Origin of the sequence: Nonomuraea gerenzanensis, from assembly GCF_020215645.1 — a bacterium.
Taxonomy (GTDB): Bacteria; Actinomycetota; Actinomycetes; order Streptosporangiales; family Streptosporangiaceae; genus Nonomuraea; species Nonomuraea gerenzanensis.
In genome coordinates this window covers 10,322,178-10,335,381 of record NZ_CP084058.1, presented here as the reverse complement: position 1 = coordinate 10,335,381, position 13,204 = coordinate 10,322,178, and the positions used below count along the sequence as shown (strand labels likewise).

At 71.5% G+C, this 13,204-nt stretch carries 11 protein-coding genes; 6 read left to right on the top strand and 5 right to left on the bottom strand.

Going from position 1 to position 13,204, the window contains the following annotated elements; all coding sequences use genetic code 11:
• Positions 1-8 precede the first annotated feature (8 nt).
• The 3 genes from LCN96_RS48080 to LCN96_RS48070 form a co-directional block, all read right to left on the bottom strand.
• Positions 9-389: an HIT family protein gene (locus tag LCN96_RS48080; RefSeq protein ID WP_225276220.1), complete on the bottom strand. Its 381-nt coding sequence runs from the start codon at positions 387-389 to the stop codon at positions 9-11.
• Positions 386-1,573, bottom strand: coding sequence for an MFS transporter (locus tag LCN96_RS48075; RefSeq protein ID WP_225269080.1), 1,188 nt, complete (start codon positions 1,571-1,573; stop codon positions 386-388). The genes LCN96_RS48080 and LCN96_RS48075 overlap by 4 nt, the downstream gene beginning before the upstream one ends.
• A gap of 252 nt (positions 1,574-1,825) precedes the next feature.
• Positions 1,826-2,341, bottom strand: coding sequence for a TetR/AcrR family transcriptional regulator (locus tag LCN96_RS48070; RefSeq protein WP_225269079.1), 516 nt, complete (start codon positions 2,339-2,341; stop codon positions 1,826-1,828).
• 53 nt (positions 2,342-2,394) lie between these two features.
• On the opposite strand from LCN96_RS48070, the gene LCN96_RS48065 reads away from it, so the two are divergent.
• Entirely contained in the window at positions 2,395-3,558 is a 1,164-nt protein-coding gene (locus LCN96_RS48065) for a cysteine desulfurase family protein (protein WP_225269078.1), read from the top strand.
• Positions 3,559-3,619: 61 nt separating this feature from the next.
• Here LCN96_RS48065 and LCN96_RS48060 read toward each other — a convergent pair whose 3' ends face one another.
• On the bottom strand, positions 3,620-4,672 hold the full coding sequence (locus tag LCN96_RS48060) for a DUF695 domain-containing protein (protein ID WP_225269077.1): 1,053 nt from the start codon (positions 4,670-4,672) through the stop codon (positions 3,620-3,622).
• Positions 4,673-4,738: 66 nt separating this feature from the next.
• Here LCN96_RS48060 and mnmA point away from each other — a divergent pair, with 66 nt between their 5' ends.
• Positions 4,739-5,797 carry a tRNA 2-thiouridine(34) synthase MnmA gene (gene mnmA / locus LCN96_RS48055; protein WP_225269076.1) on the top strand — a complete coding sequence of 353 codons (1,059 nt, stop codon included), beginning with the start codon at positions 4,739-4,741 and terminating at the stop codon, positions 5,795-5,797.
• A gap of 55 nt (positions 5,798-5,852) precedes the next feature.
• Here the strand turns inward: mnmA and LCN96_RS48050 are convergent, their stop codons facing one another.
• Positions 5,853-6,485 carry an MBL fold metallo-hydrolase gene (locus LCN96_RS48050; RefSeq protein WP_225269075.1) on the bottom strand — a complete coding sequence of 211 codons (633 nt, stop codon included), beginning with the start codon at positions 6,483-6,485 and terminating at the stop codon, positions 5,853-5,855.
• 24 nt (positions 6,486-6,509) lie between these two features.
• Between LCN96_RS48050 and LCN96_RS48045 the strand changes: the two genes are divergently transcribed.
• The 4 genes from LCN96_RS48045 (at position 6,510) to LCN96_RS48030 (ending at position 13,201) form a co-directional block, all read left to right on the top strand.
• Positions 6,510-7,490, top strand: a complete 981-nt coding sequence (locus LCN96_RS48045; RefSeq protein WP_225269074.1) for a methionine synthase — start codon at positions 6,510-6,512, stop codon at positions 7,488-7,490.
• Positions 7,491-7,554: 64 nt separating this feature from the next.
• The gene (gene ligA, locus LCN96_RS48040; RefSeq protein ID WP_225269073.1) at positions 7,555-9,732 is read left to right on the top strand and encodes an NAD-dependent DNA ligase LigA; all 2,178 of its coding nucleotides are present in this window, start codon (positions 7,555-7,557) and stop codon (positions 9,730-9,732) included.
• 253 nt (positions 9,733-9,985) lie between these two features.
• Complete coding sequence (locus tag LCN96_RS48035) at positions 9,986-12,052, top strand: putative bifunctional diguanylate cyclase/phosphodiesterase (protein ID WP_225269072.1); 2,067 nt, start codon at positions 9,986-9,988, stop codon at positions 12,050-12,052.
• An 81-nt stretch (positions 12,053-12,133) separates the two neighbouring features.
• A complete protein-coding gene (locus LCN96_RS48030; RefSeq protein ID WP_225269071.1) occupies positions 12,134-13,201 on the top strand; it encodes an AAA family ATPase in 1,068 nt (355 codons plus the stop codon).
• Positions 13,202-13,204 lie beyond the last annotated feature (3 nt).

The window sequence follows — 13,204 nt, the reverse complement described above, 5'->3', positions numbered from 1 at the left end:
GAAAGGTCTCAGGAGAGCGCCGCCCTGAGGCGGGCGGCCAGCTCCTCGGCCCGCTCCCGGTCCCAGCGCAGCACGCCGTTCTCCGACATCAGCGCGTGGAACTGCTGCTGTTCGTACGGGGTGCCGGGTGGGAGCGGGGCGACGTGCCAGTGCAGGTGCGCGTTGCCCTGCCGGCTGCCGAGCGAGAGCACGTACGTACGCTCCGACGGCACCACCGACTCCACGGCCGGCGCCACCCTCCTGACCACGCCCATGATCGCGTGGAAGGCCCGCTCGTCGAGGTCGCGTACGACGTGCTCGACGTGCCGCTTCGGGCTGACCAGGACGTAGCCGGGGAGGGTGGGGTAGCGCGCCAGGAACGCCAGGTGCTCCTCGTCCGATGATGTCAGGCGGCGGCCTTCACGGGCTCGCGGGCGGGCAGGGCGCCCAGCTCGGCCGGCTCGCGGCGCGGCAGCAGCCGCCCCGCCACCGCGATGAGCACGCCGAGCACCACGCCGATGCCCAGCGCCGTACGGAGCGAGGTCGCGTCCGACAGGAAGCCGATCACCACCGGCCCGAGCAGCAGCCCCGCGTACCCCATGGCGCCGGCCTGGGCGATCGCAGGCCCGGGAGCGTCGGTCGCGGTCCCGGCCAGGGACAGCGTGAGCGGCGAGATCGTCGCCACGCCGAGCCCGACGAAGAACATCGCCGACACCGCCACCACCGCCGCCGGCGCCATCAGCACGACGGCGAAGAACCCGGCCGTGGCCACCCCGGACACGGTCAGCATCCCGCGCACCCCGAACCGCAGCCGCAGCCGGTCACCCGTGAGCCGGGCGATCAGCATGCCCACCTCGAAGACCGGGTAGCCGAGCGCCGCCACGGCCTCGGGGGCGCCGAGCTCGTCGCGCAGGTAGAGGCCGTTCCAGTCGGCGACGGTGCCCTCGACCATGAACGCGAAGAACATGATGGTGCCGAGCAGGTAGACGATCGGCGGCATGCGCCGGCGCCCCTCCTGCGCGGTCTCCGCCGCCGGGGGCTCCGCCAGGTACGTGCGGCCCAGCAGGAGCAGGGCCGGCAGCGACACGAGGGCGATCAGCGCCACGTTCGCGGTGAACGGCAGGCCGACGGCGATCGCCAGGCTGCCCAGCCCGCCCGCCGAGATGGCGCCCACGCACCAGCCGGCGTGCATGCCGTTCATCAGCGGGCGCCCGTACGCCTGCTCGACGGCGGAGCCCTGGGCGTTCATGGCGACGTCCACGGTGCCGAAGGCCATGCCGAAGAGCGCCACGGCCACCAGGAGCAGGGGGAGGTCGGGCGCCAGGGCCACGCCGAGGAGGCCGAGTGCCGTCAGGGGACCGCCTGCCCGCAGGAGCGTCCGGCTGCCCACGCGCGCCATGACGCGCCGCATGGACTGCATCGTCACCAGAGCGCCCAGGCCCCATACCAGCAGGATCGTCCCGACCATGGCCTCGGACAGGCCGAGTTTGTCGGTCAGGGCGGGGATGCGCACGGTCATCGTGCCCACCATCAGGCCGGCAAGGACAAAGGTGAGGACCGCCCCGTAACGGGCACTCCTCAACTCGCGGGTCATAAGGCCACCTCACTGAAAGTCGTATTTTTCGGGGATATATCGGGCAGGCTGAGTCGCCTTGAGCGAAGCGTCTTCACGGCCGGAAGTGCTTCGACGCCATGATCGATGGGGATGGGCCGGCCGCCGCAGGGGCGTGTCAAGGCACGGTGTCGTGCCTGGGCCGGTGAGGGTTGGGCGCCGCGCGGCACCCTGGGAAGGGTCGCGACGTGCGTTCGGCCGGCCGCGAAGGCCGGGCGGGGACGAGGGGGCCGCTCAGGCGGGCGAGGGTTTGAGTAGCGCCTTGAGACGCTGCTCCAGGACCTGGAGGTCGGCCTCGGTGTGCAGCTCGGGGTCGTGGCTGGCCACGTCCCACAGGCCCTCACACGCCAGGCGGACGATCTGCGAGGCCACCGGGTCGGGCTCCTCGCTCAACCCCTCGCCGTGCCACCGGGTCATGGCCTCGCGCAGCGGTGCGAGCAGGAAGAGGTTGCCCGACGCGCCCGTGACGACCGCCCATCGTCGCAGCCGGCCGGAACGGACGGCGGCCAGGGTGGCGCCCAGGTAACGCTCGGTGTACGTCTCGCCGGACTGGGCGGCCATCAGTGCGTCGAAGTCTTCGATCAACCGCTCCACCATGCCCTTGATCAGAGCCTCTTTGGAGCCGTAGTGATAGAGCAGGCCGCCCTTGCTCACGCCCGCCCGGTCGGCCACGGCCGCCAGGGTGAGCGCGGCCGAGCCCTGGTCGCAGAGCAGATCCTCTGCCGCGTCCAACAGCTCGTCCCTTCGCATGCCTCTACTGTACCGTCCGGACGGTACAGTCGCAAACGAGATACCCTGAGCACGTGACCAGACCGTCGGCCTATCTTGATCATGCGGCGACCACCCCCATGCTGCCCGAAGCGATCGAGGCCATGACGGCTCAACTCAAACACGTCGGAAATGCTTCCTCGCTGCACGCGGCCGGTCGTCAGGTGCGCAGGGTGGTCGAGGAGTCACGCGAGACGATCGCCGGCGCGCTCGGCGCCCGGCCCAGCGAGGTCGTCTTCACCTCCGGCGGCACCGAGGCCGACAATCTGGCGATCAAGGGCCTCTACTGGGCGCGCCGCCCGCGCAGGCGGGTGCTGATCAGCTCGGTGGAGCACCACGCCGCGCTCGACCCCGCCCACTGGCTGGCCGACAGCCAGGGCGCCGAGGTGGAGCTGCTGGAGGTCGACGAGCACGGGCGGCTGCACCCGGAGACGCTGCGTGCCGCCATCGAGCGCGACCCCGGCGGCGTGGCCATGATCAGCGTCATGTGGGCCAACAACGAGGTCGGCACCGTCCAGCCGGTGCACGTGCTGGCCGCCATCGCGCACGACCACGGCATCCCGTTCCACACCGACGCCGTTCAGGCGGTCGGGCAGCTGCCCGTGTCGTTCTCCGGCTCGGGCGCCGACGCGCTCACGCTGACCGGCCACAAGATCGGCGGGCCGATGGGGGTCGGCGCGCTGCTGCTGGCCAGAGGGCTGACGCCGGTCTCCGTGCAGCACGGCGGCGGGCAGGAGCGCGACGTGCGCTCCGGCACGCTCGACGCGCCCGCCATCGCCGGGCTCGCCGCCGCCGTCAGCAGCGCCGTGCGTGAGCAGGAGGCGCTGGAGCGGCGGCTGGTGGCGTTGCGCGACGAGCTCATCCAGCGCGTACGCGACGCGGTGCCGGACGTGGTGCTCAACGGCGACCCCGCCCACCGGCTGCCCGGCAACGCGCACTTCTCCTTCCCCGGCTGCGAGGGCGACGCGCTGCTCATGCTGCTCGACGCCAAGGGGGTGGAGTGCTCGACCGGATCGGCCTGCTCCGCCGGGGTCGCGCAGCCGTCCCACGTGCTGCTGGCCATGGGCGCCGACGCGGCGGCGGCGCGCGGCTCGCTGCGCTTCACGCTCGGGCACACCTCGACGCGCGACGACGTGGACCGGCTGATCGAGGTGCTGCCGGCCGCGGTCGAACGCGCCCGCCGCGCCGGCCTCGGCTAGCCCGCGACGAGCCACCGTGCCCGCCCGGGCGCGGGCGTGGACGTGGGTCAGGCGGGCGGGGTCAGGTCAGGAACGGCGCCACCGCGGTCCAGGCCGGGTCGGCGGCCACGTCCACCCGGGGCTCGCCCTCCTCCCACCCCACGATCAGCTCCTTGGCGTGGATCGCCGCGTCGCCCGTCGGATCGGCGTACACATGGATCACCCGATGCCCCTCGGCGCTGAGGTGCGCGGCCAGCACGGCGTCGTCGCGCAGCTTGAGCAGCCGCGCCGCCAGGCGCTCCTCGAAGTCGCGCAGCGCGGTCAGCGAGTCGCCGACCGGCAGGCCGTTCTCGTCGCGGTGGGCGTACGGGAGCGTGATCGCGATGTGCTGGTCGAAGAGCGGGTGGTCCACCGGACGCAGCGGATGGCGGGCGGTGGCGACCAGCGGCGCGCCGGTGCCGGTCTGGCCCTCCAGCAGCACCCACTCCTCCTCGGCGTAGCCGGAGGCCACGTCGGCGACCACGGCGGGCAGGTGCACCGCCGCCACCGAGTCGATCGGCTCGAACGTGACCGCCGTGATCTCGCCCACCCACCTGGCCACGTCGTCCTCGCCGAGGAGCCAGTCGAGGGCCAGCAGCGTGGTCTCCATCCGGGTGTCGTCGTCGAGGTCGCCGAAGATCGGATGGTAGGCGGCCACGTCCACCCTGGGCTGGTTGCGCGGCACGCGCAGGCCGAGCATGAGCTTGTCGAGCTCGAACACGTGCTCGCCCACGTCGAGCCGGAGCTCCGTCGCCTGCGGGTTGGCCTGGCGCGACGGGTGGAACTCCCACAGCAGGTCGGACGGCGGCGCGGCCTTGGCCCAGCGGTGCGCGAGCGAGCGCAGCTCGGCGTCGCCGGCCGCGGTCACCACCAGGGCGTGCGCGGCCTCCTTGCCGGGGGCCACCTCGTAGACCAGGCCCGGGTCGATCGCGGCGACCGCCGGGGTGAGCAGCTCCTCCACCCCTTCGGCGTCGCCCGCCCCCAGCAGGGCGTCGAGCCGCGGCCTGGCCTCCTGCCACCACGTCCAGAATCCGGCGATGGCCTCGGCGGGCCCGCCGGCCCCTTCGTCTGCGTCCTTGCGCCCGAACAGTCGCATGGTCGAATACTCCCAGACGGAGGGCATGGTCGCGCACTCCCGAGCGGACAGTACGCTGGAACGGTCATGGGACTGCGTGTGCTTGCCGCCATGTCGGGCGGCGTCGACTCGGCCGTGGCCGCCGCTCGCATCGCCGAGGCCGGTCACGACGTCACTGGTGTCCACCTTGCGCTGTCGGCCAACCCCCAATCCCACCGCACGGGAGCCAGGGGCTGCTGCACGGTCGAGGACTCACGCGACGCGCGCCGCGCGGCCGACGTGATCGGCATCCCCTTCTACATCTGGGACATGGCGGAGCGTTTCCAGCGTGACGTGATCGAGGACTTCGTGTCCGAGTACGCCGCGGGCCGCACGCCCAACCCCTGCCTGCGCTGCAACGAGAAGATCAAGTTCGCGGCGGTGCTGGACCGGGCGCTGGCCCTGGGCTTCGACGCCGTGGCCACCGGCCACCACGCCAAGCTGGTCGACGGGGTGCTGTCGAGGAGCGTCGACCAGGGCAAGGACCAGTCGTACGTGCTCGGCGTGCTCACCCGCGAGCAGCTCGGCCACGCGATCTTCCCGCTCGGCGACTCGACCAAGGCCGAGGTGCGCGAGGAGGCCGCCAGGCGCGGCCTGACCGTCGCCGACAAGCCCGACAGCCACGACATCTGCTTCATCGCCGACGGCGACACGCGCGGCTTCCTGGCCGAGCGGCTCGGCTCGGCCGAGGGGCCCATCGTCGACCAGAGCGGCGAGGTGGTGGGCAGCCACCAGGGGGCGCACGGGTTCACGGTGGGGCAGCGCAAGGGGCTGCGCATCGACCGGCCGGCGCCCGACGGCAGGCCGCGTTACGTGCTGTCCATCGAGCCGGTGTCCAACACGGTGACGGTCGGCCCGCGCTCGGCGCTGCAGGTCACCACGATCACCTGCGGCGCCCCGGTCTGGAACGGCCCGCCCGCCCGCGACGACCTGACCGTGCAGCTCAGGGCGCACGGCGAGGTCTACCCGTGCCGGTTCGACGAGCACGCGGGCGGGCTGACGATCGAGCTCGACCGGCCCGCCACGGGCGTCGCGGCAGGCCAGGCCGCGGTGCTCTACTCGGGCGCGACGGTGATCGGCTCCGCGACCATCGTCGCCGCGGCCTGAACGCCGCCGCCGGCGGCGGTGCTGGTGCCGGCGGCGGCGCTGGTGCCGCGGGCGGTCAGCTGAGCGTGGTCGACTCGCCGACCGGGATGCGGCGGATGTCGGTGCCGGCGTGCTCGGCCTCGATGGCCAGCCACCGGTCCACCAGGCCGAGGCCGATCTCGCTGTAGAGGGCGTCGTGCGTGGAGTACGCCCGCGCGGGCCTGATCTCGCGCAGGAACTCCACCATCTCCGACAACTTCAGCCACGGCGCACCGGTCGGCACCAGCAGCGTGCCCACCTCGGCCCGGGGCACGAAGAGCGAGTCGCCCGGGTAGTACAGCTCGTCGTCGAGCAGGAAGCCGACGTTCTGGACGACGGGCATGTCGGGGTGGTTCGCGGCGTGCCACTCGCCGAAGACCTTCACCTGGAACCCGGCCGTCTCGAAGTCGTCGCCGTGCCGGACCACCTGCACCTTGGCCGGCACCTCGGTCAGATCGGCCGCGACGCCCTCACAGGTCCAGATCTCCAGGTCGGGTGAGGCGGCCTTCAGCTTGTCCACGTCCACGTGGTCGGCGTGCTCGTGGGTGATGAGCACCGTGTCGGCGCCGTCGAGCACCGCGCCATCCGTGAACGTGCCCGGGTCGATGACCAGGACCTTGCCGTTCTTCTCCACGCGGACGCAGGCGTGGCCGAACTTCGTGAGCTTCATTCGGCAGAGCCTACGCTTGTGCCCATGTCTACGTGGGAAGCCACCGGAGTCGGTTCGCATCCGGGTGAGGATCATCTAGAGGCGATCAGGGTCGTGTTCGGCGAGGTGCCGGGGCTGCCGTACCTGCCTGAGCTGCCCGCCAGAGGCGTCGGCGCCGACATGGTGGGGCGGTCGGCGGCGCTGCTCGTCGATCTCCCCGTCGAGGTGCAGCCCTCCGGCTGGCGGCTGAGCGACCGGCCGGGGCGCGACCACCAGCGGGCCGTCGACCATCTGCGGCGCGACCTCGACGGGCTGGAGGAGCTCGGCCACGACTACACGGGGCCGCTGAAGCTGCAGGTCTGCGGGCCGTGGACGCTGGCGGGGTCGATCGAGCTCAAGTTCGGGGACAAGATGCTCTCCGACGCGGGCGCCGTGCGCGACCTGACCGCCTCGCTGGCCCAGGGGGTGGCCGAGCACTGCGCCGAGGTGCGGCGACGGCTGCCCGGAGTGAGCGAGATCGTGCTGCAGCTCGACGAGCCGGGGCTGCCCGGCGTGCTGGCGGGCACCGTGCCGACCGCGTCGGGGTTCGGGCGGCTGGCCGCCGTGGAGGAGTGGCGGGTGGAGGAGTCGCTGCGCTCGTTCGACGCTCCCGTGGTGCACTGCTGCGCGCCCGGCGTGCCGTACGCGCTGCTGCGCAGGGCGCAGGTGCGGGGCGTCTCGGTCGATGCGGCGCTGATGCGGCGCAGGCAGGACGACGAGCTCGGCGAGCTGTTCGAGGCCGGGATGACGCTGTTCATGGGGGTCGTGCCGGGCAGGGACACGCGGCTGCCCGACCCGAAGGTGGTGGCCAAGCCGGCGCTGGAGCTGTGGCGGCGGCTGGGGTTCGCGCCGGACCGGCTGGCCTCGCAGGTCGTGCTGACCCCGGCCTGCGGGCTGGCGGGGGCCTCCCCGGCGTACGCGCGGGCGGCGCTGGCGTCCTGCCACAAGGCGGCGCAGGTGCTCAGGGACGATCCACGAGAGGGTTGAGCCGTGGCTTTGTCGGTGCTCGGCGATAGCGTTTGCACAGGTCGTCGTACGGAAGGGGGCTCACGTGAGTGAGGTCGAGGGTGTGCCGGTCGATGCGCTGCAGCGGCATGCCGAGCTCAGCGAGCTGGTCGAGGACGCCCGCTGGCGTTACTACGTGCTCGACCAGCCGACGGTCAGCGACGCGCAGTTCGACGGGTGGTTCAAGGAGCTGCTCGCGCTGGAGGAGGCGCACCCGACGCTGCAGACGCCCGATTCGCCCACCCAGAAGGTGGGCGCGCCGGTGTCGGGCGATTTCGCCAAGGTGCAGCACCTCAACCGGATGGAGAGCCTCGACAACGTCTTCGACGCCGAGGGCGTGGCGGCCTGGCAGGCGCGGGCCGAGCGGCTGGCCGAGGGCGACCCCGGCCCCTACCTGTGCGAGCTGAAGATCGACGGCTTGGCGGTCGCGCTGGTCTACCGCGACGGCAAGCTGGAGCGCGGCGCGACCCGCGGCGACGGGCGCACGGGCGACGACGTGACGGCCAACGTGCGCACGATCAAGGGCATCCCGCACCGGCTCAAGGGCGACGACATCCCGAGCCTGGTCGAGATCCGCGGCGAGGTCTACATCCCGGTCGAAGACTTCAAGAAGCTCAACGAGCAGCTCGTGGAGCAGGGCAAGCCCCCGTTCGCCAACCCGCGCAACTCCGCGGCGGGCACGCTGCGGCAGAAGGACCCGCGCATCACCGCCCAGCGTCCGCTGCGCATGCTGGTGCACGGCATCGGCGTCTGGGAGGGCACGGCCGAGCCGCGGGCGCAGTCCCACTGCTACGACCGGCTGCGGGAGTTCGGGCTGCCGGTCAGCGACCTGGTCAAGGTGGTGTCGGGGCTCGACGAGATCAACGAGTTCATCGAGCACTACCACGCGCACCGGCACGACCCGGCCTACGAGATCGACGGAGTCGTGGTGAAGGTCGACGACTTCCGCACGCAGCGGGAGCTGGGCTCGACCTCGCGGGCGCCGCGCTGGGCGATCGCGTACAAGTACCCGCCGGAGGAGGTCAACACCAAGCTGCGCGACATCCAGGTGGGGGTCGGGCGCACCGGGCGGGTCACGCCGTTCGGGGTGATGGAGCCGGTCGTGGTGTCCGGCTCGACCGTCGAGCGGGCCACGCTGCACAACGCCGCGATCGTGGTGAAGAAGGGCGTGCTCATCGGCGACACGGTGGTGCTGCGCAAGGCGGGCGACGTCATCCCCGAGATCGTCGGGCCCGTCACGGCGCTGCGCGACGGGTCCGAGCGGGAGTTCGTGATGCCCACGCACTGCCCGGAGTGCGGCACGGAGCTGGCGTACGAGAAGGAGGGCGACGCCGACCTGCGCTGCCCGAACGCGCGCGGCTGCCCGGCGCAGATCCGCGAGCGCATCTTCTTCGCGGCGGGCCGGCGCGCGCTCGACATCGACGGGCTCGGCTACGTCGCGGCCACCGCGCTGACCCAGCCGCTGCCGCCGCAGCAGCCGGTGGTGCGCACCGAGGCCGACCTGTTCGACCTGACGCTGGAGCGGCTCATCCCGATCAAGTCGGTGGTCCGCGACCAGGACACCGGGCTGCCCAAGATCGACCCCAAGACGGGCGAGGAGAAGGTCGTCACGTTCTTCTCCAACCTCGGCGGCGAGCCCAGCCAGAACGCGCTGCGCCTGATGGAGGAGCTGGAGCGGGCCAAGCAGTGCTCGCTCGCGCAGGTGCTGGTGGCGCTGTCGATCCGGCACATCGGCCCGCCCACCGCCCGCGCGCTGGCCGACGCGATGCGCTCGATCGACGCCATCATGAACGCCTCCGAGGAGGAGCTGGCCGCGGTCGAGGGCATCGGGCCCAGGGTGGCGGCCACGATCAAGGAGTGGTTCGAGGTCGACTGGCACCGGGAGATCATCGAGCGGTGGCGGGCGGCCGGGGTCCGCATGGAGGACGAGCCGGCGCCGGAGAAGGGGCCGCAGACCCTGCAGGGGCTGACGTTCGTGGTCACGGGCACGCTGGAGGGCTACACGCGTGACACCGCCGCCGAGGCGCTGACCAGCAGGGGCGGGAAGGTGTCCGGGTCGGTGTCGAAGAAGACGTCGTTCCTGGTGGCGGGGGAGAACGCCGGGTCGAAGTATGACAAGGCGGTCAGCCTCGGGGTGCCGATTCTCAACGGGGCCGGGTTCGAGGTGCTGCTCCACGAGGGGCCGGAGGCGGCGGCCGGGGTGGCGGTCACGCCGGAGGGCTAACGCTTCGGGGATCGCGGCGGAGGATGCGCGCGCCGACGGGCCGCCGGCGCCCTCGACGCCTGGAGCTCCGACTTAAGGGGTTCGTCCGTGGATGCGGGCGGACCTCTTCGTCGTTGTGTGCTCGGTTTGCTACTGAGGGTGCTTTTTGGGTATATGTCGGAAAGGAGAAGTGACGGAACGTACGCGCTTGGTTTCGCGAAGTGGGGTGAAGGTCGTACCCTCCCATAGTGACCTAATGGGGGTTCTGTTACCGATGACTGACCCAACCGACACCCGCGACACCGGACCACGCGTCGGCACGCCCTTGTGGGGATACCTCGCGGGCATCACCGTGATCGGCTTCACCGCCCTGGTGGTGGCCATGCTCAGGCTCGACTCCGCCGGGGTGGCGGGGCTGGCCCGCACGCCGCTGTTCTGGGTGCTCGCGGTGCTGGCGATCCTGGGGGAGCTCCGGCCCGTCATGGTGTCGTCCGCCGCGGCCGTGGGCGGCACCTATCCGTCCACCATGTTCACCTTCGCCGTGCTGCTCCACCTCGGGCTGCCCGTGGCGGTGCTGATGCAGGCCGTCGCCGTGGTGATGAACGGCGTGGTGACGCGCAAGTCGTGGCACCGGGTCATGTTCAACATCGCCCAGTCCACGCTCGCGCTGACCGCCGCGGCCGTGGTGCTGAGCACGTTCGGCATCGTGCCGAGCCCTGCCGTGCCGTGGGTGCCCGGAGGGGGCGACCTGCTGGCGATCGCGCTGGCCGGCATCGCGTACTTCGCGACCAGGGCCACCCTCGTCAGCGGCGCGGTCGCGCTGCACGAGCGGCGCTCGCTCGTGCGCGTGCTGAAGGCCACCGTGGGCCCGCAGAGCCTCGTCTACACCGGCCTGCTGGGCCTGGCGCCCCTGGTCGTGGTGGTCATGAGCCACTCGCCGGGCCTCGTGCCGCTCTTCGTCGCGCCCCTGGCCGCCGTCTACTTCACCGCCACGCTGTCCATGCGCCGCGACCACCAGGCCCTGCACGACGAGCTGACCGGCCTGCCCAACCGCAAGATGCTCATCGTCAGCACCGAGGAGGCGCTGGCCGAGGCGCGCCAGGACGAGCGGGTCGGGCTGTTCCTGCTGGACCTCGACCGGTTCAAGGAGGTCAACGACACGCTGGGGCACCCGGTGGGCGACCGGCTGCTGCAGCTGATCGCGCACCGGCTCACCCATTCCGTACGGCCCGGCGACGTCGTGGCCAGGCTGGGCGGCGACGAGTTCGCGGTGCTGCTGCCCTCGATCAGGGACGCGCACGCGGCCAGGGAGGTGGCGGCCCGGCTGCGTGCCGCGCTGACCGAGCCCGTCCGCCTGGAGGGCATGACCTTCGACCTCGACGCGTCCGTGGGCATCGCGCTCTTCCCCGACCACGCGCCCGACTTCGAGCTGCTGCTGCAACGCGCCGACGTGGCCATGTACCTGGCCAAGGAGGGCCGCACCGGCGTCGAGCTCTACCAGCCCGACAAGGACCGCAACTCGCCCGAGCGCCTCACGCTGCTCGGCGACCTGCGCCGGGCCATCGACAACCGCGAGCTGCGCCTGCACTACCAGCCCAAGGTGGGGCTGGGGGGCGGCGACATCCAGGGCGTCGAGGCGCTGCTGCGCTGGCGGCATCCGGTGCACGGGCCGATCGCGCCGTCGGACTTCGTGCCGCTGGCCGAGCAGTCGTACCTGATGCGGCAGCTCACCGCGTACGTGATCGAGGAGGCGCTGGAGCAGGCGGCGGCCTGGTGGCACACGGGGCTGCGGGTGCAGATCTCGGTGAACATCTCCGCCCGCGACCTGCTCGCCTCGGCGCTGCCCGAGCAGCTGGAGGTGGGCCTGGCCAGGTACGGCCTGCCGCCCACCGCCATCCAGCTGGAGGTCACCGAGCGCATCCTGACCGGCGACCAGGCCTACACGCAGGAGACCATCAAGGCGCTGGCCACGCTCGGCGTCCCGCTGGCGCTCGACGACTTCGGCACCGGCTACTCCTCGCTGATCCGGCTCCAGCGGCTCGCGGTCTCGGAGGTCAAGATCGACGCCTCGTTCGTGCGCCGGATCGCCGAGTCGGAGGACGACTACCGCATCGTGCGCTCCATCGTGGACCTGGTCCGCTCGCTCGGGCTGCGGTCGGTCGCCGAGGGCGTCGAGTCGGACGACGTGGCGATGCGGCTGGTGGAGATGGGGTGCGACGTGGGGCAGGGCTGGCTGTTCTGCCATCCGATGCCGGCCGAGGAGACGGGGGTGTGGCTGCGGGATCGGGTGGGGGCCGAGGTGGAGTACGGGTACCAGCCGGAGGTCAGCAGCTCGGCCTGACGATCCGTCACCGGGCGTGTACAGAGGTTGGTTTCTTAGAAGTACGATTCTCAGAAATCAACTTCTGTGGCCGGAGCCCCCGTGCAGCCAAAGCCTCCAGAGATCTTCGCCCGGGACGACGAGTGGCAGTATCTGGCCAAGTTCGCCGAGCGCACCGGCACCCGCCCCAAGTTGGGCGTCGTCAGCGGGAGACGTCGCCAAGGCAAGACCTTCCTGCTCGTCTCGCTAGCTCAGCAGTCAGGTGCCTTCTACTTCAGCGCGACGCAGGCGACCGAGAGGGATTCGTTGACCCTGTTCTCGGCAGCTCTCGCCGAGCACCTCGGGACCTCGGCGCCGTTCAGCTTCGACAGCTGGGATGCGGCGATCAAGCAACTGTTCGCCATCTTCGCCGAGCGGCGAGAACTGGTCGTGATCGACGAGTTCCCCTACTTGAGCAAGGTCTCACCGGCCCTTCCCTCGATCATCCAGCGGGAGATCGACCGCGCGGTGTCCACCAACGCGCCCGTCTCCCTCCTGTTGTGCGGGTCGGTGATGTCCGTCATGGGCCGACTTCTCGCGGGTAACGCTCCCCTGCGCGGACGGGCGGTGCTGGAGATGGTGCTGCGTCCCTTCGACTTCCGGCTCGCCGCCGACTACTGGGGTACGACCGATCGGCGGCTCGCGGCGATGACCCACGCGATCGTGGGCGGTACTCCCGCCTACCTGCCTTTCGTGGAGGGCGACGTCTGCGAGGGTCTTGGCGATTTCGATGACTGGGTGCGGCGCACGGTGCTCAATCCCAACAAGACCCTCTTCAGGGAAGCGCGTTATCTTCTTGGGGAGCAGGTTGAGGCACGGGACACGGCGATGTACCAGTCGGTGCTGGCGGCGGTGGCCACCGGCAACTGCACGAGAGGCGCGATCGCCTCTCACGTCGGACGCAAGGTCACCGATATCGGGCACTACCTCAACGTGCTGGAGGACTGTCACCTCCTGCGGAGGGAGCCCGACGTCTTCCGGCCTTCACGCTCCGTCTTCCGCGTCTGCGAGCCATTGATCCACGACGTCAGCGACACAGTGCTGACCTGCTACAGCGGCGTGGGCTTCGACGGTTCACTGGCGCGTGAGGGAGATGTGCGCGCGGTGGGGCTCGCGCAGCTCTACGGGTGAGGA